Raw genomic sequence first — 21,018 nt, 5'->3', positions numbered from 1 at the left:
TAAGACAGAATATGTATGACTGAAACTGTACAAGAGCCAGGATCTCATGGATTTAGACTACTCCCAGCACCATCTAAATTTGAAAAAGGAGTAGTAAAGTTCGGAGATAGAGAGATTAAAGTAGGCGGACCATTACCAAAGCTTAGTGATAACGAGAAATTAACTAGAGTAACTTCATCTTTATGCCCAGCATGTTATAGAATATTACCAGCTGTAATTTTTGAGAGAGAGGATAAACTATATATAAGGAAGATATGTCCAGAGCACGGTGAATTTGAGGACTTATATTATGGTGATAAAGATCTATATTACAAATTTGATTATTGGGAGTATGAAGGTAAAGGTCCTAAAGTTCCATATGTTGACCTCAAATCACCTTGTCCATTTAATTGTGGATTATGCCCCATGCATCATCAGCATTCTGCTTTAGTAAATCTTGTAATAACCAACAGATGTGATTTGTCGTGTTGGTATTGCTTCTTCTACGCTGAGAAAGCCGGATATGTATTTGAGCCAACTTTAGAGCAAATAAAGTTCATGGTGGATCAGCTTAAGAGGCAAGACGTTACATTAGTGATTCAAGTTACTGGAGGAGAGCCAACTCTAAGAGAGGATATAATAGAAATAGTTAGGATCTTGAGGGAGAATGGGGTAAAGCATATACAACTTAATAGTTGGGGAGGAACTTTTGGTAGGATGTATTTAGAAGATCCTGAATATGCAATAAAGTACGCAAGACAGTTGAGAGAGGCTGGCGTAAACACAATTTATATGAGTTTTGATGGAACCACTAGAAAGACAAATCCTAAGAACCATTGGGAGATTCCCTATACGTTAGAGGCATTTAGAAAAGCAGGAATGACTAGCGTAGTTTTAGTTCCAACCGTGATTAAAACTGTGAATGATCATGATTTAGGGAATATTGTGAGGTTTGCTGCGTATAACATGGATGTAGTTAGAGCGGTCAATTTCCAGCCTGTAAGTTTAACAGGAATGATGAAGAGAAATATGAGGAGTAAATTTAGAATAACAATACCAGAAATATTAAAGAATATCGAAGAGCAGACAAATGGAGAAGTAACTAAGGATAGTTGGTATCCGATCGGAACTTCAGTTGTGTTTTCTAAGTTAATTGAAGCTATAACAGGTAAGGAACAATTTGAGATGGCTAACCATCCAGCATGTGGTGCAGGTACTTATGTTTTCGTAGAATGGAGAAATGGAGAACCTCACTTCATTCCTCTTTCAAGATTTATAGATTTGGAGGGACTACTAGAGTATTTGAGAGATAAAACCGAGGAGTTAAAAGAAGGAGGAAATAAGTACTGGATTGGTATAAAAGTTTTATATAGTTTAAGGAAGTTTATAGATAAGGAAAAAGGACCCAGAGATTTCGATGTATATGATATGTTACGTAATATTCTAATAAATCATAATTATGAGGCTTTAGGAGAATGGCACTATAGGACATTATTCCTAGGAACAATGCATTTCATGGATCTATACGACTACGATATAGAAAGGGTTATGAGATGTGATATACACTACGTAGCACCTGACGGAAGAGTAATTCCATTCTGTACTTATAACGTGCTAAATGACTTATATAGGGATAAAGTACTTAAAGAGTATCAAATACCAATGGATAAGTGGGTAAAGACACACGGAGAGAACAGTATAGGAGATGCAATGAAGTACAAGAGAGTAGCGACTACATTGGAGCAAGGAGAGCTTTATAAGAAAACATATAAGAATTTTACATCTAGCTAAAATCTAATCTATAGTTATTTTTTATAAAAATTCTTTTATTTATATTCTAATGCTTTTTCATTCTCTTTTCTTCTCCGTAAAAACCAATCTTCTTCTACCTTTGAAAATTCAAAGGCGTTACAAACGTACCCAATCTTTTCTGCTATACCACTAATTTTTGTTGCTCCTGAAAATAAAGTGTTATTATATTTTATTACTAAACTTCCTTTTGAGGGGGTTTTAGCTCTAAGAAATGTAAGGTTATTAAGCCCATTTATCAATACTTTTATGTCTTTGATTTCAATACTTACATCTGCAGGTTCGTATTCCTCATCTAGGCACATTCCTTTTCTAATACTAGATGCATCTATGTGACTTGCGAGTATAGGTATGTTCAAAAAGCTTGAAATTTTTGCAGCTCCTCCTGCAACTTCTTTTTTACAGCTGGTAAGTACTAAAAAAGATGGGTTGTAATTCGTTTTACTCTTTATTTCAAGGATACCATCTAACACTATTCCTGTATCTTCACCGTTACTTGAATCTATAATCAGAAGGTTTTTATTATCTATTGCAAGCAGATAGATATAATAAACTCCTTTTATAGCGTAAACATTATTCTGTAGTCTAATAATCATAGTGAAAAGATAGGGATGATTGGTATATTAAATGTGTTACTTATTTTCGACCATTCTTTTCCTACACCCACTAATACTAACGCCCCTATTACTTTTGCGTCTGCTTTTTGGATTAACCTAAATGTTGAGTATATTGTTTTGCCACTTCTTATTACATCATCTACAACCAACACTTTCTCACCTTTATATACAAAATCTTTTCTTAAATAGATAGAAGTAATCATTCCTTCCGATTCTTTAATATTCTCGTCTATGTAACTGATGTGAACAGAATCTTTGTGTTTTTTTATTATTATTAACGGCTTAGCTATAGCTTCCGACGCTATTGCAGCGAAAGGTATTCCGTTTACAGCTACTGTCACAATTTTATCAATTTCGTCTCTATTTCCGAAGTATTTATGATAGAACATTTCTATTAAAAGCTTTAATAGATTAGGGTAAAAGAGCATTTTAGAGGTATCAATAAATCCATCATCATATTTGATTATTTTGTCTGCAAGAAACTTGGAAAGGAACTCCTTACTCTTAATCTTATCAAGGATATCCCTTGAATGACTCTCACTTGGTATGGTATTTCCGTTGACATATCTACACAGTAAACTTTCTTGGATGTTGAAGATACTTGATAATTCTTTGTACGTATAAGAGTTCTTTAATTCTCTCAGTAAATTCACTACTAGTAGTCTTATCTTTAGTTCCCTGTCCTTCTGAGAGTTGAGAATATATATCACCACACTATTTCTATTCTTTTGATGAACGGGGTTTTAAGTGCTGATACTGTGATGATAAACCCACGCTGTGATTATATCCCTAATTCTTTCTTTATTAACTCATTAACTATATATGGATCAGCTCTCTTTGATGTTTTCTTCATTACTTTTCCTACCAAGTAATTTATAACTTTAGGATCTCTTTTAGCTTTCTCTACAGCATCTTTCTCCTCGGAGAGAACCTCTTTAATTACATTTATCAGATAATCTTCATCTTTAATTGCGATGAGACTATTTTGCTTTATTATTTCTGATGGCATTTTACCCTCTATTACTATTTGGGGAAGGATCTCCTTAGCTATTTTAATGGTTATTGTTCCATTATCTAGTAGGGTCAATAATTCTATAAGATGCTTCGTCGTAGCTTTAGACTGAGACGGTTTTAGATTCTTGTCGTTTAACCATCGCAGATAATCATTAATTAATATATTAACTAGTTTTTTATAATTTTTATAATTTTTTGCTGTCTCCTCGAATAAATCAGCTAGTGATTTATCAATAACTAATACGTTAGCATCATATTCAGTTATTCCATACTCTTTGACTAATCGTTGAATTCTAATGTCAGGTAATTCAGGTAATTCCTTTCTAATTTTTTCAATCATATCAAAGCTTACAGTATACGGCGGTAGATCAGGGTCGGGAAAATATCTGTAGTCTTCTTCAAGTTCTTTAGATCTTGTTAATACTGTAACTTTTTTTGCATTATCCCAGTGTCTAGTTTCCCTATTTACTTTCATACCCTGAGCTACTAACGCCTTTTGCCTGGCTATCTCATATTTTAATGCTTCTTCAACTTCTTTTGGGGAGCCTATATTCTTTATTTCGACTCTTTCACCGCCCTCTATTGATATATTAGCATCGGCTCTCATTGCACCTTCTAAATCAGGGTTGGATATACCTAAATGTTCAAGTATCGATCTTAATTTTTCAAGAAATTCACGAGCCTCACGCGGATCTGACATATCTGGTTCTGTAACTATCTCAAGTAGTGGGAAACCTGATCTATTATAGTCCAATAATGTGTATCTACTTGTTAACATAGAACCAGTAGGATAGACAATTTTAGCCGGATCCTCTTCTATGTTTATTCTCCTTATTCTAATAGTTTTGTTATCTCTAAGTTTTATAAATCCTCCTTTACTTATTGCAATACTTCCAGGACCATCATATTGGGATATTTGATAGTTTTTAGCCATATCTGGATAGAAGTAATGTTTTCTCACCATTACTACTCTGTCAGCAATTTCTGCATTTATTGCCAATGCGACCATAATTGCAGCTCTAACTGCATTTTCGTTCAAGACCGGTATAGCGCCAGGTAATCCTAAACAAACTGGACAAGTAATTGTATTAGGATCCTTTCCTACATACTCTGTAGGACATGAGCAAAACAGCTTTGTTTTTAATGAAGTTAAATGGACATGAACCTCAAGACCTATCTTTACCATGCTTCAACTAAAAATAGATTTATTGAATATAAATAAAATGGTTATCCGAATGCTCTGTCGCCAGCATCGCCTAAACCTGGTAATATAAAACCTCTATTATCTATTTCGGGATCAACAGAAATGGTGAAAATGTCAACAAAAGGAAATTCTTCCATTAGTCTTTTAAGACCATATTCAGATATTATTACTGACGCGATGTAAATTCTTTTAGGCTGACTGTTTACTATAGATTTGATAGCTTTTCTCATCGTACTTCCAGTTGCTATCATAGGATCTGCAATTATTACTGTATCCTTATGAGATACCTGAGGTATTTTCATATAATACACGTCGACTGGAATATCTTCCGGATAACCTACTTGAACTTCTTTTTCTTTTCTACTTGCGGCAATAACTCCTAGTCTAGCTGTAGGTAATGCCTTCAGTAAGCCTTCAACGAAAGGTGTTGCGGCTCTTAATATACTTATTATTAGAATATTTTCAAGATCGTATATGTATATACCTTTAGCTTTTGTTCCAAGAGGGGTTTCTACATCTATAGATTCATAATCTAATGTATTTACTATCTCATATCCAATTATTCTACCTAGTTTAACTAAGTTCTTTCTAAAGCTTATTTGGTCTATATTTTTTGATCTAAGTTGTGTTAAAAAATGTAAAAGTATTGGCTTAGATAACACATATAATGTCATGTATTTACCTCTTCGTACTTAACTTTCTTGCCTCTCTTTCAGTCTCTCTGAGAATTAGTATATCTCCAAGCCTTACAGGTCCTTTAACGTTTCTGGTCAAAATTCTTCCTTTGTCTCTTCCTTCGAGGACTCTTACTCTTACTTGTGTGACCTCACCTGTAACTCCTGTCCTATCTAATATCTGTATTACTTCAGCTGGAAAACCAAATTCGTCTATCACTGAGGATGTGGTTGTTGAGGACTTTTCCTTTTCACTCATTTTAAACCATTTATATTTTCAGAGCCAATTCATTTAAATACTTCACTATTATAACTTCATAACATGGTCTCAACAAGGCAATGTAGTTTTTGCGGAAAAGATATCCTTCCTGGTACTGGTTTAATGTACGTTAGAAATGATGGAAGCTTACTTTGGTTCTGTTCAAGTAAATGTAGAAAATCTATGTTAAAGTTACACAGAGATCCTAAAAAATTAAAATGGACTAAGTCATATTTGGGTGCTAAACCATGACGTTACAAAGAACATTTGTTATGATAAAACCAGACGGTGTAAGAAGAAGATTAGTAGGGGAAATAATTAGCAGATTCGAGAAGAGAGGATTTAATATTCTTGCATTAAAAATGGTTCATATGGATAGAGCCACTGCAGAAAGATTATATCAAGAGCATAAGGGAAAAGGATTCTTCAATGAATTAATTAATTACATCATATCAGGTCCTGTAGTATGTATGATAATAGAAGGTGATGATGCTGTTAGTGTTGTGAGGAAAATGATAGGGGCTACAGACCCTAAGGAGGCTTCTCCTGGCACAATAAGAGGAGATTATGCATTAAGTAAGTCAGAAAATGTAATTCATGCTTCTGACAGTGAAGAAAAGGCTAAAACTGAGATGGGCATATTTTTCCAAGATGTTACTGAAATTGGAGCCCAAGCCCGTATGTAGCATCTTGAGTTCTTTTTATCCTTATAATCTCCTTTATTACTTCTATCATATCATCAGTGACTATATCCTTGTATTTTTCCATAAGTATCTGTAAATCTTCTTTAGGGACATCTGTGTATAATACCTCGCCTTCTTCTACTTGTCTTCCCACCATGATATTTCCTTTTATAGATACGGCAACTTCCATACCTTTACTAGCTCTATCAACACTCTTCTTGTTATCTTGTATTTGTAAGACTTCTCCCACTCTTCTCCCATCTTTCTTAATTAATCCGTACTTAGGTCTAATTATACCACCTAATACCTCTACTCCGACAATTACTGGGTCACTTCTTCTAAAAACATATCCAGGAATTATTTTGATCTTTCCAGGTAAAACAATAGTCTCTAATGTCTTTCTCTTCTCACTTTCCTTTATGTCTTCAATATATTTTTCTATATTATCCATCAGCTGGTAGATTATATCATCAGAAATTAATTTTATTTTTTCTGGAATCTCTATACCTGATAACGGTTTAACTCTAAAAGCTGCAATTATTCCATATTCTTTAGCTTTTTCAGCAACTATTTCTGCTTCTGTTATGTCCCTCTTACTTATTGGACCTATATCTGCAAGTCTTATTGGTATATTTCTTCGTTCCAGAGACGAGACTATCGCCTCTAAACTTCCTAAACTATCAGCCTTTACAATTATGCCATATACACTCGAATTGTAGTAACGTACAGCTGATACTTCTTCTTGAATTATTTTCTTATATTTTTCTACTTCTTCATTATTTTCAGCTACATAAATAGGAGATCCTGCAAGTGCAGTCTCAAGATTCTGTGCATACACTTTTACACCTGAGGCAGCATAAACTTCATCAATTTGAGCTAAATCAGACTTTGCTAGCTTTATATCTTGTAAAGGCCTAGGCACTAAAATAGCTCTAACCTTAGTTACGATAGGACCATCAATGCCAGCTAACACTATAATATCGTTTTTTCTCAATATTCCTTCGTATATTACAACATCAGCTGTATATCCTAAACCTTGGAGTTCTTTGACCTCAAGAATTACTCCTTTTGCAGGTCCCTCAGCAAATTTTAGCTTATTTTTCATATAATTTTGAGTCAATCCTGCCAAAATTGCCAGAACCTCAGCTATACCTTCACCTGTTTTTGCAGACACAGGAATAATCGCAACAGTCTTTGTGAAATCCCTAATTCTATCAAACCTTTCTGCATTGAACCCTTGCTCAGCTAATTGTATTACTAAATTGTATACTTGTTTATCTAAATTATCACGCACTCTTTGCTCTTGTTTGTTTATGCTTTCAAGGAAGGAATATGTATCTTGTGCTTTCCATCCATTTATCCTGTCAATCTTGTTAGCTGCTACTATGAAAGGAACTTTCCTCGATTTCAAAATTTCTATAGACTCTAAAGTTTGCTTTTGGATTCCTTCTACAATATCCACAACTAATATTGCAATATCTGCAACACTACCTCCCCTCTTTCTTAGATTACTAAATAATTCATGACCAGGTGTATCGATAAATAAGAGTCCTGGAATTTCCAGCTTTATAGGGAATGATTTTTTTAGTGGCTCTGAGATCTTCTCTATCACGCTTGTCGGTACAAAGCTTGCTCCAACTTCCTGCGTCATTTCACCTGGCTCTTTTTTAACCACTGCAGTGCCTCTAATTTTATCAAGTAATGTTGTTTTCCCATGATCTACATGTCCCAACACTACAACAATAGGCTGTCTTAGTCTTTTTGGTACTTGAGTCGTCATTTTTATTTACCTAAAACCTGTATTTGATAACATGAATTAAATTTCTGACGGACTTGATTATTCTCGTTATATAATTGGTATTCTTGCTACGAATCTAATCTTTTTCTATACGCATTGACGAAAAATAGAAATTCGTGTATGTAACATAATTTTATTAAGCTTAAATGAGTAGGATGATATTACTGTACGCTACATGGGGAAAATTATGCGTTCATCCTCAAAGAAAAAGATCGATATATCAAATCATGAATTAGTGCCTAAACATGAAATTTTACAACTTGAAGAAGCATATAAATTGGTTAAAGAATTAGGAATTAAGCCTGAGCAATTACCGTGGATAAGAGCATCTGACCCTGTGGCTAAAAGTATAGGTGCAAAGCCTGGTGACATAATTAAGATAACCAGAAAAAGTCCTTTTACAGGCGAAAGTGTAACTTATAGGTATGTTATAACAGGGTGAGTTTATGTTAGATACAGAGTCTAGGTGGGCAATAGCTGAATCATTCTTTAAGACAAGAGGATTAGTTAGGCAGCATTTAGATTCATTCAATGATTTTCTGAGAAATAAACTTCAGCAAGTAATATATGAACAAGGAGAAATAGTAACTGAAGTTCCTGGATTGAAGATTAAATTAGGTAAAATAAGATATGAAAAACCTAGCATAAGAGAAACTGACAAAGGACCTATGAGAGAAATAACACCTATGGAGGCAAGGCTTAGGAATCTGACCTACTCATCTCCTATATTTTTGAGTATGATTCCAGTTGAGAATAATATAGAAGGCGAACCAATAGAAATATACATTGGAGATCTCCCTATAATGCTTAAATCAGTAGCAGATCCAACTTCAAATTTACCCATTGATAAACTAATTGAAATAGGCGAAGACCCTAAAGATCCGGGTGGTTACTTCATAGTAAATGGTAGTGAGAAAGTGATTATAGCTCAAGAAGATCTAGCAACAAATAGAGTATTAGTAGATTATGGAAAGAGCGGATCTAATATAACACATGTTGCCAAAGTAACATCCTCTGCAGCCGGATATAGAGTTCAGGTTATGATAGAGAGACTGAAGGATAGTACAATTCAAATTTCATTTGCAACAGTTCCAGGAAGAATACCATTTGCAATAATAATGAGAGCATTAGGTTTTGTAACAGATCGTGATATAGTATATGCAGTATCTTTAGACCCTCAAATTCAGAATGAATTACTACCATCATTAGAGCAGGCAAGCTCTATTACAAGTGCAGAAGAAGCATTGGATTTCATAGGTAATAGAGTTGCAATAGGACAGAAAAGAGAAAATAGAATTCAAAAAGCGGAGCAAGTAATAGATAAATATTTCCTACCTCATCTTGGTACATCACCTGAAGATAGGAAAAAGAAAGGATATTATTTAGCTAGTGCTGTAAATAAGATCCTTGAATTATATTTAGGCAGGAGAGAGCCAGATGACAAAGATCATTATGCAAATAAGAGAGTTAGACTAGCAGGAGACTTGTTCACAAGTTTATTTAGAGTAGCTTTCAAAGCCTTTGTTAAAGATCTAGTTTATCAGCTTGAAAAATCAAAAGTGAGGGGAAGAAGACTTTCTTTAACCGCCTTAGTTAGGGCTGATATAATAACGGAAAGAATACGACATGCATTAGCAACAGGAAACTGGGTTGGCGGTAGAACTGGAGTAAGTCAATTACTAGATAGAACAAATTGGCTATCCATGTTAAGTCATCTTAGGAGAGTAGTTTCATCTTTAGCCAGGGGACAGCCTAATTTTGAGGCGAGAGACCTTCATGGAACTCAATGGGGAAGAATGTGCCCGTTTGAAACACCTGAAGGTCCTAACAGTGGACTTGTGAAAAATCTAGCCTTGTTAGCACAGGTTTCTGTTGGTATTAACGAGTCAGTAGTCGAGAGGGTAGCTTATGAATTAGGAGTCGTGAGTGTAGAAGATGTAATAAGGAGAATCAGTGAGCAAAACGAAGACGTGGAAAAATATATGAGTTGGAGTAAGGTTTACCTTAATGGTAGATTATTAGGATATTACGAGGATGGTAAAGAGTTAGCTAAGAAGATTAGGGAATCAAGAAGGCAGGGAAAGCTCAGTGATGAAGTAAATGTAGCATATATAGCCACAGACTATTTGAATGAAGTTCACATAAACTGTGATGCAGGAAGAGTTAGAAGACCTTTAATTATTGTAAATAATGGTACTCCTTTAGTGGATACTGAAGACATTAAGAAATTGAAGAATGGAGAAATAACTTTCGATGACCTAGTCAAACAAGGTAAAATAGAATTTATAGATGCCGAAGAGGAGGAAAATGCATATGTTGCTTTAAATCCACAAGATCTAACACCAGATCATACTCATTTGGAAATATGGCCGTCTGCTATATTGGGTATTATTGCATCCATTATACCCTACCCTGAACATAACCAGTCTCCCAGAAATACTTACCAATCAGCTATGGCTAAACAGTCTTTGGGTCTTTATGCGTCGAACTATCAAATAAGAACTGATACAAGAGCCCATTTATTACATTATCCACAAATGCCCCTAGTGCAGACAAGAATGTTAGGAGTTATAGGCTATAATGATAGACCAGCAGGTGCTAATGCAATTCTAGCTATCATGTCTTATACAGGATATAATATGGAGGACTCAATAATTATGAATAAGTCCTCCATAGAGAGGGGAATGTATAGGTCAACGTTCTTCAGGCTTTATTCCACGGAAGAAGTAAAATATCCAGGAGGACAAGAAGATAAAATAGTTACACCAGAAGCTGGTGTAAAAGGCTATAAAGGAAAAGATTATTACAGACTCCTAGAAGATAATGGAGTGGTTTCTCCAGAAGTTGAGGTAAAAGGAGGAGATGTCTTAATAGGTAAAGTTAGCCCTCCTAGATTCCTTCAGGAATTCAAGGAGTTAAGTCCTGAGCAGGCTAAAAGAGATACATCAATAGTCACAAGACACGGAGAAAATGGTATTGTGGATTTAGTGTTAATAACAGAAACTCTTGAAGGTAATAAATTAGTAAAAGTAAGGGTAAGGGATCTTAGGATTCCTGAAATAGGGGATAAGTTCGCTACAAGACATGGTCAAAAAGGAGTAGTTGGTATATTAATTGATCAAGTTGATATGCCATATACCGCGAAAGGTATAGTTCCAGATATAATTTTGAATCCACATGCTTTGCCCTCAAGAATGACTATAGGACAAATAATGGAGGCGATAGGTGGTAAATATGCAGCTTTATCAGGTAAACCTGTAGACGCAACTCCATTCTTAGAGACACCAAAACTACAAGAGATGCAAAAGGAAATACTTAAATTAGGACACTTACCAGATTCGACGGAAGTAGTATATGATGGAAGAACAGGTCAAAAATTGAAAAGCAGAATATTGTTTGGGATAGTATACTATCAAAAGTTACATCACATGGTTGCAGATAAAATGCATGCAAGAGCAAGAGGACCAGTTCAAATTTTAACCAGACAACCTACTGAAGGCAGAGCTAGGGAAGGTGGATTAAGATTCGGAGAAATGGAGAGAGACTGTTTAATTGGGTTTGGTACTGCGATGTTAATTAAAGATAGATTGCTAGATAATTCAGATAAAGCTGTAGTATATATCTGTGATCAATGTGGATATGTGGGCTGGTACGATAGAAGCAAGAATAGATACGTGTGCCCAGTGCATGGCGATAAATCTGTCTTACATCCAGTTACTGTTTCATACGCGTTTAAACTTTTAATTCAAGAACTTATGAGTATGGTAATTTCACCGAGATTAATTTTAGGTGAAAAAGTAAACTTAGGAGGTGCTTCAAATGAGTGAGAAGATTATACGGGGCGTAAAATTTGGTGTATTATCACCTAATGAAATAAGGCAAATGTCAGTTACAGCAATAATAACTTCAGAGGTATATGATGAAGACGGTACTCCAATCGAAGGAGGAGTAATGGATCCAAAACTAGGTGTAATAGAGCCCGGTCAAAAATGTCCCGTATGTGGTAACACGTTAGCAGGTTGTCCTGGTCATTTCGGCCATATAGAACTTATTAAACCAGTCATTCACATAGGTTATGTTAAACACATTTATGATTTCCTCAGGAGTACCTGTTGGAGATGTGGTAGAATAAAGATTAAGGAGCAAGATTTAGAGAGATATAAGAGAATATATAATGCTATAAAGCTCAGATGGCCATCTGCAGCAAGAAGGTTAGTAGAGTATATAAAGAAAATATCTATTAAGAACCTAGAATGTCCTCATTGCGGTGAAAAACAATTCAAGATAAAATTAGAAAAACCATATAATTTCAATGAGGAAAGGAATGGATCAATAGTGAAATTATCCCCCTCAGAGATAAGAGATAGATTAGAAAGAATACCTGACAGTGACGTTGAGCTTTTAGGATATGATCCTAAATCCTCTAGACCTGAGTGGATGATTTTAACTGTTTTACCAGTCCCCCCAATAACCATTAGGCCCTCTATAACTATCGAAAGTGGAATAAGAGCCGAGGATGATCTTACTCATAAGCTTGTTGATATAATAAGGCTTAATGAAAGATTAAAAGAAAGTATTGAGGCAGGTGCTCCACAATTAATAATAGAGGATTTATGGGATTTATTGCAATATCATGTCGCTACTTACTTTGATAATGAGATACCCGGCTTGCCTCCAGCCAAGCATAGATCCGGAAGACCTTTAAGGACACTTGCTCAGAGACTGAAAGGTAAAGAGGGTAGATTTAGGGGGAACTTATCAGGCAAGAGAGTTGATTTCTCCGCAAGAACTGTAATATCTCCAGACCCCAATTTGAGTATAGATGAAGTAGGAATTCCATATACCATAGCGAGAATGTTAACTGTACCGGAAAGGGTAACTAATATAAACATAGAAAGAATAAGGCAATACATTATAAACGGTCCCGATAAATGGCCAGGAGCGAATTATGTAATAAAACCTGATGGTAGAAGGATTGATCTAAGGTATGTTAAAGATAGAAAAGAATTAGCTTCTAGTATAACTGCAGGATATGTAGTTGAGAGACACTTAGTAGATGGAGATGTGGTGCTTTTTAATAGACAGCCTTCATTGCACAGGATCTCGATGATGGCCCACAAAGTTAGGGTATTACCAGGTAGAACATTCAGATTAAATCTGTTAGATTGTCCTCCATATAACGCTGACTTTGATGGAGACGAAATGAATCTACATGTTCCACAATCAGAGGAAGCTATAGCAGAGGCAAGGGAATTGATGTTAGTGCATAAAAACATTATTACTCCTAGATACGGCGGACCCATCATAGGTGGGGGACAGGATTATATAAGTGGTGCTTATTTGTTATCAGTAAAAACTACTCTACTAACAGTTGAAGAAGTGGCTACTATATTGGGAGTAACAGACTTTGTAGGAGAGCTAGGAGAACCGGCTATACTTGCTCCAAAGCCATATTACACCGGAAAACAGGTAATCAGTCTATTTTTGCCTAAAGATTTTAACTTCCATGGTCCTGCTAATATATCAAAAGGACCTAGAGCATGTAAGGATGAGATTTGTCCTCATGACTCGTTTATCGTCATCAAAAATGGACTATTGTTAGAAGGTGTATTTGATAAGAAAGCAATAGGAAATCAACAGCCAGAAAGTATGTTGCATTGGTCTATTAGAGAATACGGTACCGAATATGGTAAATGGTTAATGGATAATGTGTTTAAGATGTTCATTAGGTTTTTAGAGATGAGAGGTTTCACTATGACTTTGGAGGATATAACTATACCAGATGAAGCTCAAAATGAAATAACTACTAAAATTAAAGAGGGATATAGTCAGGTTGATGAGTATATAAGGAAATTTAATGAAGGACAGCTTGAACCAATACCTGGAAGAACAATTGAAGAAAGCCTAGAAAGTTATATACTTGATACACTAGATAAACTGAGAAAAGTAGCAGGAGAAATAGCTACAAAATACTTGGATCCATTTAACAATGTATACATTATGGCCATAACTGGTGCTAGAGGAAGTGAGTTGAATATAACCCAGATGACCGCTTTATTAGGACAGCAATCAGTGAGGGGAGAGAGAATTAGAAGAGGATATAGAGAGAGGACATTATCTTTGTTTAAATATGGTGACATAGCACCTGAAGCAAGAGGTTTCGTTAAGAACTCCTTCATGAGGGGTCTAAGCCCATATGAAATGTTCTTCCATGCAGCAGGAGGTAGAGAGGGATTAGTTGATACTGCTGTAAAGACGTCACAAAGCGGTTACATGCAGAGGAGGTTAATTAACGCTTTATCAGATCTAAGGATAGAATATGATGGAACTGTGAGAAGTTTATATGGAGATATTGTTCAAGTAGTATATGGTGATGATGCAGTGCATCCCATGTATAGTGCCCATAGTAAAAGTGTGAATGTTAACAGAGTTATAGAAAGAGTTATTGGTTGGAAGAGGTGAAAAAATGATAGATGAAAAGTTAAAGGGTTATATTGATAAGAGATTAAACGAAATAAAGGACAAAATTCCCGATAAGTTACATGAAGATCTTAGAGCTGCAATCATGGATATTAATGGTGTAGAGTTAACGGAAGAAGATATTGATAGAATTATAGATTTAACTATTAGAGAATATCAACAATCATTAATTGAACCAGGCGAGGCTATAGGTGTTGTCACTGCACAGTCTGTAGGAGAACCAGGTACTCAAATGACGCTAAGAACTTTCCACTTTGCAGGAATTAGAGAATTGAACGTTACCCTAGGTTTGCCAAGATTAATAGAAATTGTTGATGCAAGAAAAGTACCATCCACTCCTATGATGACGATATATCTTACTGATGAATATAAGACTGATAAGGATAAGGCATTAGATATAGCGAGAAGAATAGAATATACAAGAGTGGAAAATGTTGTATCTTCTGTTAGTGTTGATATATCTAATATGTCAATAACTCTTCAATTCGATCAAGAAATGTTAAAAGACAAGGGAGTATCGATAGAAGAGATTAAGAAAATCATAACTAAGTTAAAATTAGGAGAAATAAGAATAGAGGATAATGACGAATATAGTTTTACAATTTACTTTGAAAAGATTGACAGTATAATGGCATTATTCAAAATGAGAGAGAAGATACTAAATACAAAGATAAAGGGAGTCAAGGGTATAAAAAGGGCTATAGTACAGAAGAAAGGAGACGAATATGTTATTATAACTGATGGTTCTAACCTAGAGGGTATTATGAATGTTACTGGTGTGGATATTAATAAGATACAGACTAATAATATTCATGAAGTAGAAGAAGTATTAGGCATAGAGGCAGCAAGAGAACTTATCTCTAGGGAGATAAAGAAAGTTCTGGAGGAGCAGGGATTAGATGTTGACATGAGACATATTGTACTTGTTTCTGATATTATGACAAGAACTGGAGATATAAGGCAAATAGGAAGACATGGCGTTACTGGTGAGAAAAGTAGTGTATTAGCCAGAGCTGCATTTGAAGTTACTGTGAAGCACTTATTGGACGCTGCAGCTAGAGGAGAGAGAGAAGAGTTTAAAGGAGTGATAGAAAACATTATAATCGGACAGCCTATAAGATTAGGTACCGGAATAGTTGAATTAACAATGAAGCCTAATATGAGGTGAAATGTAAATGTCTCAAAGTTTTGAGGGAGAATTAAAAACACTTCTTAGAAGTGGCAAAGTAATTTTAGGAACAAGGAAGACATTGAAATTATTAAAGACAGGTAAGGTAAAGGGAGTAGTAGTTTCTTCTACATTAAGGCAGGATCTAAAAGACGATATAATGACATTTTCAAAATTTTCTGATATTCCAATTTATCTCTATAAAGGTAGTGGATATGAATTAGGGACATTATGCGGTAAACCTTTTATGGTATCTGTTATAGGTATAGTTGATGAAGGGGAATCAAAAATTTTGGAGTTTATTAAAGAGGTGAAGCAATGAGTGCCAGAAATTAAATTAACTTCAGAAGAGTTAAAATACATGTCTTTATTCCAAGATATAACTGGAGTTACTGCAAGGGACTGCATAATAGATGACAGAAATAACAGAATTATATTGCTAATAAATCCAGAGAGTATGGGAGTAGCTATAGGTAAGAATGGTCTTAATGTAAGAAAGCTAGAAAAATTGATAAATAAATCTGTTGAGATTGTAGGATACCAAGAAAACCTTGAAGATTTAGTGAAGAATCTAATGTCCCCTGCAAGAGTCAAAACAATAAAAGTGGTTCAATCTAACTCGAAAAAGACGGTGTATATAACAGTGGAACCGCAGGACAAAGGAATAGCTATAGGTAAGAATGGAAGAAATGTTGAAAGGGCTAAGTTAATATTAAAAAGGTATTTGGATATTGATTCTGTTGTTGTAGTATAATTAGGTGATCAGGTTGGCAGGTAGTAAATCTCCAAAAGGTTTGTTTGCAGCAAGGAAATTGAGATTAAAAAGGCTAAAGTTTAGCTGGAGCCAGAGATCCTTTAAGAGAAGAATGTTAGCACTAAAAGAGAAATTTGATCCGCTAGAAGGTGCACCAATGGCTAGAGGTATAGTTTTAGAAAAAGTTGGTATAGAATCTAGGCAACCAAATTCTGCAGTTAGGAAAGCAGTTAGAGTACAGCTAGTCAAAAATGGAAGAATAGTTACAGCATTTGTTCCAGGGGACGGTGGTGTTAACTTTATAGATGAGCACGATGAAGTCGTTATAGCAGGTATTGGTGGTACGTTAGGTAGGTCAATGGGTGACTTACCCGGCGTTAGATATAAAGTAGTAATGGTTAACGGGGTTTCATTAGACGCATTATATAAGGGAAAGAAGCAGAAACCAGTAAGATAAACTTCAGATAAGCCTACATATATATTAATGCCTTTTTAAATTTGAACTTGCTTCCATTCCTATATACTGCTATCTAAGTTCCTTCTCCTTCCTTATTCTCCTCTTTTTCCTGCTCATCAACTAACTTTCTTCTTATGAATATAGGTCTATCAAAAAGCAGAGCTAATGCAACTGCGTGACTAGGTATTAGTTTCTTTTCAATTATTATACCATCAAATTTGAATTCTACAGTTGCAACATATACTCCGTATTCTCTTATTACATCATCAATTATTATGCGATTGATTACATTTTTTATGCTGTCCTTTATGTTTGTAGAAAATGACATCACGTCGTATAGGACGTCATAAATACTCTCCCTTCTATCAAAACCTAGTACTTGTTCGTATTCTTCTTTCCCCTGCAATTTATTCACTATTAATACTATTTCTTGTGGTATATGAAACATTTTGAATTCTCTATCATCTTCAAGATAAAGAACCATAGTAGGTATTCCTCTCAAAGGATAGAAGAATGCGTCAACTTTCTTAACTCTTAATAACTCCTCATCTTTTGCAGGTTGCATTAATAAATTATTACTACACAAACTCTATTAAACCCTTCATAATATATTTAAGGTAGCAGTAAAGTAAATGAGGAGAAAGAGATGGTTGAGAATATTGAAGTTTCAAATTTGAACGTTAAGGTATTTGGAAAGTGGGACACTAAGGTTGAGGTTAGAGATCCAAGTTTAAAGAAATATATAGATTTAATGTCTATATACCTACCTCATACTGGAGGCAGACATGAGCATAGAAGATTTGGAAAATCAAGAATACCTATAGTAGAAAGATTGATAAATAACTTAATGAGACCAGGTAGGAATAAAGGTAAAAAAATGCTTGCATATAATATAGTAAAAACAACATTTGATATTATAGCAGTAAAGACCGGTCAGAATCCAATCCAAGTTTTAGTGAGAGCAATTGAGAATGCTGCTCCCAGAGAGGAGGTAACCCGTATAATGTACGGTGGAATAGTTTACTATGTAGCCGTAGATGTAGCACCCCAGAGAAGAGTCGATTTAGCACTAAGACATTTAGTTACTGGAGCTAGTGAAGCTTCATTTAACAATCCCAAACCCATAGAAGAAGCGTTAGCTGAAGAAATAATTGCCGCAGCAAATAATGATAATAAGAGTGTAGCAATAAGGAAGAAAGAAGAGATAGAGAGAATAGCGTTAAGCTCTAGGTAAAATTGTAGCTAAACTTTTAATGCTAGTCTAGTTATAAAAATGTAAGAGGTAATTAGTATGTCACAGAAGCCCCACCTTAATTTAATCGTGATAGGACACGTAGATCACGGAAAGAGTACTTTAATTGGAAGACTACTAATGGACAGAGGTTTCATAGATGAGAAGACTGTGAAAGAGGCTGAGGAAGCAGCAAAGAAACTAGGTAAGGACTCTGAGAAGTATGCATTCTTAATGGACAGGCTTAAGGAAGAGAGAGAAAGAGGAGTCACTATAAATCTATCTTTCATGAGGTTCGAAACTAGAAAATACTTCTTTACTGTTATAGATGCTCCTGGTCATAGAGACTTCGTCAAAAACATGATCACTGGTGCAAGCCAGGCGGACGCTGCAATTTTGGTAGTATCTGCAAAGAAAGGAGAGTATGAGGCAGGAATGAGCGCTGAAGGACAGACTAGAGAACATATAATATTATCAAAGACTATGGGTATAAATCAAGTTATAGTAGCTATCAATAAAATGGACTTAGCCGATACACCATATGACGAAAAAAGGTTTAAAGAAATTGTAGATACAGTGTCTAAGTTTATGAAGAGCTTTGGATTCGATATGAATAAAGTTAAGTTTGTTCCTGTCGTCGCACCAGATGGTGACAATGTAACTCATAAATCTACAAAAATGCCTTGGTACAACGGTCCCACATTAGAGGAACTTTTAGATCAGTTAGAAATTCCACCAAAGCCAGTTGACAAACCGTTAAGGATTCCAATTCAGGAAGTATACTCGATCTCTGGAGTTGGTGTCGTGCCCGTAGGAAGAATAGAGTCTGGTGTGCTTAAAGTAGGCGATAAGATTGTCTTTATGCCCGTAGGTAAGATAGGAGAAGTAAGATCTATTGAGACCCATCATACAAAAATAGATAAAGCTGAGCCAGGTGATAACATCGGATTTAACGTAAGAGGTGTTGAAAAGAAAGATGTTAAAAGAGGAGACGTAGCTGGTAGTGTACAAAACCCACCAACTGTTGCAGACGAGTTTACCGCGCAAGTGATTGTAATTTGGCATCCTACAGCAGTAGGAGTGGGCTACACTCCAGTTTTACATGTTCACACTGCCAGTATAGCTTGCAGAGTATCCGAAATTACGTCTAGAATTGATCCAAAGACCGGTAAAGAGGCAGAGAAGAATCCACAATTCATTAAAGCTGGAGACTCAGCTATTGTTAAGTTTAAACCTATAAAGGAGTTAGTAGCAGAGAAGTTTAGAGAGTTCCCTGCACTAGGCAGGTTCGCAATGAGAGATATGGGTAAGACAGTTGGTGTTGGAGTTATTATAGATGTTAAACCAAGAAAAGTAGAGGTAAAGTAATAATATTTTTAAATTAGGTGTTTTTATGCCTACTAAAGCCCGAATAAGATTATGGAGTAGCAATATTGACAGTTTGAACTTCGTGGTTAATCAGATAAGAAATATGGCACAAAAAACTGGTATTCAAGTTAGCGGTCCCATTCCTTTGCCGACAACTAGGATGGAAGTACCAGTAATGAGACTTCCCCATGGTGAGGGAAAGAAAAAGTGGGAGCATTGGGAAATGAAAGTACATAAGAGAATAATAGATATAGCAGCAGACGAAAGAGTTATGAGACAATTAATGAGAGTCAGAGTACCTGACGATGTATACATAGAAATTGAGCTAATTTGATTTGATTATTTTTATAAGCATCTCGTATAATCTTATTAATGCCGGGGTGCCCGAGTGGACTAAGGGGCTGGCCTGGAGAGCCAGTGTGGATCTTCCACGCGCGGGTTCAAATCCCGCCCCCGGCGTAGTGGGGGATTTCCCCCACACCCCCAATTCCATCTTTCAATTTGATGTAAGTCTCGACTACGTCAGCTAAGGAACCCACGTAATGTTCCTTTACGTCATCGCCTACATTCTCTAGCTTATAAACATAATACCGCCCTTTAATCTCACGTATAATATAATCGCCATATTTATAACGAGTCTTCTCTCTCGCCATTTTCACGCCCCCGTATTGTGGTTACCAATTCGCGTTTATAAGCACTGGTAACTCGTAAAAAGTTACGAGATTTTACACGGAGTTGAGGGTAGCGGTAAAAACTCCTCTATTACGCAAAAAATTGAATTTTTATCACGTCTCTTCCTCTAAATCAGAAAATAGTTCCCTTATTTCTTCATCATAAGGCAGTCTGGCGCTATAATAGTTCCCTTTTTTCGAGTGGATGTTGAACTCTTTTAGCCTTTCACCTAACTCCTCTTCTTTTAATAATAGGGTACGTTAAACTTTACACAAGTTGACTCTAGCCAATTTTATATTTGCCTTAGAGAGAGTTTCTGCTCACCCTTTCCAATCAAGTCAATTATATTTTACACTCAAACCCTTTATCAAGAAAGTCAGCAAAAGGTGTCCCAATTTTGGGCAACTTACCTTTCTCGGATAACACCTGAGCCCTTCTCACTAGTACATTTGCTAATACCTCTTTCTCGTCTTTAGTTAGTATATCTTCAGTGGCGTCAAATCTGTTCTTGAATACTATTACCTCTGCTCTATCGTAAAAGTCTGAGAGTAAATCGTCTACTTTCAGTTTATTAACACTTAAGTACACTGGCCCTATGAGGCGGTGATCCGAGTTCAAATCTCGGCGGACTCATACTTTTGAGGATATTCCCCATCGATGTAGACTCGAATTTTATAGTAGTGTCTAATTATTTTTTCAAAAGCCACGATACTACTTTCTTCCTGTTATTTCTCTATGCATCATATCTATCATCATCCTTTGTATCATCCTTCATGTATCGATCATGGATTTTAGGTCGTCAGGTATCACAACCAAGAACATATGATTTCCTAAAATCGAAAATAAAGTTT

At 35.6% G+C, this 21,018-nt stretch carries 22 protein-coding genes and 1 tRNA gene; 14 read left to right on the top strand and 9 right to left on the bottom strand.

The window, feature by feature from the left end:
- Positions 1 to 15 precede the first annotated feature (15 nt).
- Positions 16 to 1,770 carry a tetraether lipid synthase Tes gene (gene tes / locus SACI_RS03345; protein WP_011277585.1) on the top strand — a complete coding sequence of 585 codons (1,755 nt, stop codon included), beginning with the start codon at positions 16 to 18 and terminating at the stop codon, positions 1,768 to 1,770.
- A gap of 35 nt (positions 1,771 to 1,805) precedes the next feature.
- On the opposite strand, the gene SACI_RS03340 is transcribed toward tes, so the two are convergent.
- The 5 genes from SACI_RS03340 to SACI_RS03320 form a co-directional block, all read right to left on the bottom strand.
- A complete protein-coding gene (locus SACI_RS03340; RefSeq protein ID WP_011277584.1) occupies positions 1,806 to 2,384 on the bottom strand; it encodes an MBL fold metallo-hydrolase in 579 nt (192 codons plus the stop codon).
- Positions 2,381 to 3,118, bottom strand: a complete 738-nt coding sequence (locus SACI_RS03335) for a phosphoribosyltransferase family protein (protein WP_011277583.1) — start codon at positions 3,116 to 3,118, stop codon at positions 2,381 to 2,383. Before SACI_RS03335 ends, SACI_RS03340 begins: the two co-directional genes overlap by 4 nt.
- Positions 3,119 to 3,186: 68 nt before the next feature.
- A complete protein-coding gene (gene gatB, locus SACI_RS03330) occupies positions 3,187 to 4,605 on the bottom strand; it encodes an Asp-tRNA(Asn)/Glu-tRNA(Gln) amidotransferase subunit GatB (RefSeq protein ID WP_011277582.1) in 1,419 nt (472 codons plus the stop codon).
- A 41-nt stretch (positions 4,606 to 4,646) separates the two neighbouring features.
- Positions 4,647 to 5,297: a uracil phosphoribosyltransferase gene (gene upp, locus SACI_RS03325; RefSeq protein WP_011277581.1), complete on the bottom strand. Its 651-nt coding sequence runs from the start codon at positions 5,295 to 5,297 to the stop codon at positions 4,647 to 4,649.
- Between the two features lie 4 nt (positions 5,298 to 5,301).
- Positions 5,302 to 5,556, bottom strand: a complete 255-nt coding sequence (locus tag SACI_RS03320; protein WP_011277580.1) for a 30S ribosomal protein S28e — start codon at positions 5,554 to 5,556, stop codon at positions 5,302 to 5,304.
- A gap of 63 nt (positions 5,557 to 5,619) precedes the next feature.
- Between SACI_RS03320 and SACI_RS03315 the strand changes: the two genes are divergently transcribed.
- Complete coding sequence (locus SACI_RS03315; RefSeq protein ID WP_011277579.1) at positions 5,620 to 5,808, top strand: 50S ribosomal protein L24e; 189 nt, start codon at positions 5,620 to 5,622, stop codon at positions 5,806 to 5,808.
- Positions 5,805 to 6,242 carry a nucleoside-diphosphate kinase gene (gene ndk, locus SACI_RS03310; RefSeq protein WP_011277578.1) on the top strand — a complete coding sequence of 146 codons (438 nt, stop codon included), beginning with the start codon at positions 5,805 to 5,807 and terminating at the stop codon, positions 6,240 to 6,242. Before SACI_RS03315 ends, ndk begins: the two co-directional genes overlap by 4 nt.
- Here the strand turns inward: ndk and infB are convergent.
- Positions 6,211 to 8,019, bottom strand: coding sequence for a translation initiation factor IF-2 (gene infB, locus SACI_RS03305; protein WP_011277577.1), 1,809 nt, complete (start codon positions 8,017 to 8,019; stop codon positions 6,211 to 6,213). The genes ndk and infB overlap by 32 nt on opposite strands.
- A 205-nt stretch (positions 8,020 to 8,224) precedes the next feature.
- On the opposite strand from infB, the gene SACI_RS03300 reads away from it, so the two are divergent.
- Genes SACI_RS03300 through SACI_RS03270 form a run of 7 tightly spaced genes read left to right on the top strand, consistent with a single transcriptional unit; the run spans position 8,225 to position 16,896 of the window.
- Positions 8,225 to 8,479: a DNA-directed RNA polymerase subunit H gene (locus SACI_RS03300; protein WP_011277576.1), complete on the top strand. Its 255-nt coding sequence runs from the start codon at positions 8,225 to 8,227 to the stop codon at positions 8,477 to 8,479.
- Between the two features lie 4 nt (positions 8,480 to 8,483).
- Positions 8,484 to 11,864, top strand: coding sequence for a DNA-directed RNA polymerase subunit B (locus tag SACI_RS03295; protein ID WP_011277575.1), 3,381 nt, complete (start codon positions 8,484 to 8,486; stop codon positions 11,862 to 11,864).
- Complete coding sequence (gene rpoA1 / locus SACI_RS03290; protein WP_011277574.1) at positions 11,857 to 14,499, top strand: DNA-directed RNA polymerase subunit A'; 2,643 nt, start codon at positions 11,857 to 11,859, stop codon at positions 14,497 to 14,499. The genes SACI_RS03295 and rpoA1 overlap by 8 nt, the downstream gene beginning before the upstream one ends.
- A 4-nt stretch (positions 14,500 to 14,503) precedes the next feature.
- The gene (rpoA2, locus tag SACI_RS03285) at positions 14,504 to 15,685 is read left to right on the top strand and encodes a DNA-directed RNA polymerase subunit A'' (RefSeq protein WP_011277573.1); all 1,182 of its coding nucleotides are present in this window, start codon (positions 14,504 to 14,506) and stop codon (positions 15,683 to 15,685) included.
- Positions 15,686 to 15,692: 7 nt separating this feature from the next.
- Positions 15,693 to 16,007 (top strand): 50S ribosomal protein L30e, encoded by a 315-nt coding sequence (locus tag SACI_RS03280; RefSeq protein WP_011277572.1) that lies wholly within the window; start codon positions 15,693 to 15,695, stop codon positions 16,005 to 16,007.
- Positions 16,008 to 16,439, top strand: a complete 432-nt coding sequence (locus SACI_RS03275) for a NusA-like transcription termination signal-binding factor (RefSeq protein WP_011277571.1) — start codon at positions 16,008 to 16,010, stop codon at positions 16,437 to 16,439.
- Between the two features lie 13 nt (positions 16,440 to 16,452).
- Positions 16,453 to 16,896: a 30S ribosomal protein S12 gene (locus SACI_RS03270; protein WP_011277570.1), complete on the top strand. Its 444-nt coding sequence runs from the start codon at positions 16,453 to 16,455 to the stop codon at positions 16,894 to 16,896.
- A gap of 73 nt (positions 16,897 to 16,969) precedes the next feature.
- Here the strand turns inward: SACI_RS03270 and SACI_RS03265 are convergent, their stop codons facing one another.
- Complete coding sequence (locus SACI_RS03265) at positions 16,970 to 17,461, bottom strand: bifunctional nuclease family protein (protein ID WP_011277569.1); 492 nt, start codon at positions 17,459 to 17,461, stop codon at positions 16,970 to 16,972.
- A gap of 81 nt (positions 17,462 to 17,542) precedes the next feature.
- Between SACI_RS03265 and SACI_RS03260 the strand changes: the two genes are divergently transcribed.
- From SACI_RS03260 to SACI_RS03245, 4 genes are all read left to right on the top strand, one after another.
- Positions 17,543 to 18,130 (top strand): 30S ribosomal protein S7, encoded by a 588-nt coding sequence (locus tag SACI_RS03260; RefSeq protein WP_011277568.1) that lies wholly within the window; start codon positions 17,543 to 17,545, stop codon positions 18,128 to 18,130.
- A 57-nt stretch (positions 18,131 to 18,187) separates the two neighbouring features.
- Entirely contained in the window at positions 18,188 to 19,495 is a 1,308-nt protein-coding gene (tuf, locus tag SACI_RS03255; RefSeq protein WP_011277567.1) for a translation elongation factor EF-1 subunit alpha, read from the top strand.
- Positions 19,496 to 19,520: 25 nt separating this feature from the next.
- A complete protein-coding gene (rpsJ, locus tag SACI_RS03250) occupies positions 19,521 to 19,829 on the top strand; it encodes a 30S ribosomal protein S10 (RefSeq protein WP_011277566.1) in 309 nt (102 codons plus the stop codon).
- Between the two features lie 40 nt (positions 19,830 to 19,869).
- Positions 19,870 to 19,954 (top strand) — tRNA-Ser (locus SACI_RS03245).
- Here the strand turns inward: SACI_RS03245 and SACI_RS11570 are convergent.
- The gene (locus SACI_RS11570) at positions 19,936 to 20,148 is read right to left on the bottom strand and encodes a putative integrase (protein WP_148149029.1); all 213 of its coding nucleotides are present in this window, start codon (positions 20,146 to 20,148) and stop codon (positions 19,936 to 19,938) included. The genes SACI_RS03245 and SACI_RS11570 overlap by 19 nt on opposite strands.
- A gap of 361 nt (positions 20,149 to 20,509) precedes the next feature.
- On the bottom strand, positions 20,510 to 20,755 hold the full coding sequence (locus tag SACI_RS03240) for a hypothetical protein (RefSeq protein ID WP_015385472.1): 246 nt from the start codon (positions 20,753 to 20,755) through the stop codon (positions 20,510 to 20,512).
- Positions 20,756 to 21,018 lie beyond the last annotated feature (263 nt).

This window comes from Sulfolobus acidocaldarius DSM 639 (assembly GCF_000012285.1).
In the GTDB taxonomy this organism is placed as follows: Archaea; Thermoproteota; Thermoprotei_A; order Sulfolobales; family Sulfolobaceae; genus Sulfolobus; species Sulfolobus acidocaldarius.
This window is presented reverse-complemented; position numbering and strand designations above follow the sequence as displayed.

Excerpts from the sequence above, each read along its gene's own strand:
- SACI_RS03340 (WP_011277584.1), bottom strand. The coding sequence starts at position 2,384 with ATGATTATTAGACTACAGAATAATGTTTACGCTATAAAAGGAGTTTAT.
- rpsJ (WP_011277566.1), top strand. The coding sequence starts at position 19,521 with ATGCCTACTAAAGCCCGAATAAGATTATGGAGTAGCAATATTGACAGT.
- SACI_RS03265 (WP_011277569.1), bottom strand. The coding sequence starts at position 17,461 with ATGCAACCTGCAAAAGATGAGGAGTTATTAAGAGTTAAGAAAGTTGAC.
- SACI_RS03260 (WP_011277568.1), top strand. The coding sequence starts at position 17,543 with ATGGTTGAGAATATTGAAGTTTCAAATTTGAACGTTAAGGTATTTGGA.
- infB (WP_011277577.1), bottom strand. The coding sequence starts at position 8,019 with ATGACGACTCAAGTACCAAAAAGACTAAGACAGCCTATTGTTGTAGTG.
- SACI_RS03280 (WP_011277572.1), top strand. The coding sequence starts at position 15,693 with ATGTCTCAAAGTTTTGAGGGAGAATTAAAAACACTTCTTAGAAGTGGC.
- SACI_RS03295 (WP_011277575.1), top strand. The coding sequence starts at position 8,484 with ATGTTAGATACAGAGTCTAGGTGGGCAATAGCTGAATCATTCTTTAAG.
- upp (WP_011277581.1), bottom strand. The coding sequence starts at position 5,297 with ATGACATTATATGTGTTATCTAAGCCAATACTTTTACATTTTTTAACA.
- rpoA1 (WP_011277574.1), top strand. The coding sequence starts at position 11,857 with ATGAGTGAGAAGATTATACGGGGCGTAAAATTTGGTGTATTATCACCT.
- SACI_RS11570 (WP_148149029.1), bottom strand. The coding sequence starts at position 20,148 with ATGGCGAGAGAGAAGACTCGTTATAAATATGGCGATTATATTATACGT.
- rpoA2 (WP_011277573.1), top strand. The coding sequence starts at position 14,504 with ATGATAGATGAAAAGTTAAAGGGTTATATTGATAAGAGATTAAACGAA.
- SACI_RS03300 (WP_011277576.1), top strand. The coding sequence starts at position 8,225 with ATGCGTTCATCCTCAAAGAAAAAGATCGATATATCAAATCATGAATTA.
- tuf (WP_011277567.1), top strand. The coding sequence starts at position 18,188 with ATGTCACAGAAGCCCCACCTTAATTTAATCGTGATAGGACACGTAGAT.
- ndk (WP_011277578.1), top strand. The coding sequence starts at position 5,805 with ATGACGTTACAAAGAACATTTGTTATGATAAAACCAGACGGTGTAAGA.
- tes (WP_011277585.1), top strand. The coding sequence starts at position 16 with ATGACTGAAACTGTACAAGAGCCAGGATCTCATGGATTTAGACTACTC.
- gatB (WP_011277582.1), bottom strand. The coding sequence starts at position 4,605 with ATGGTAAAGATAGGTCTTGAGGTTCATGTCCATTTAACTTCATTAAAA.
- SACI_RS03320 (WP_011277580.1), bottom strand. The coding sequence starts at position 5,556 with ATGAGTGAAAAGGAAAAGTCCTCAACAACCACATCCTCAGTGATAGAC.
- SACI_RS03315 (WP_011277579.1), top strand. The coding sequence starts at position 5,620 with ATGGTCTCAACAAGGCAATGTAGTTTTTGCGGAAAAGATATCCTTCCT.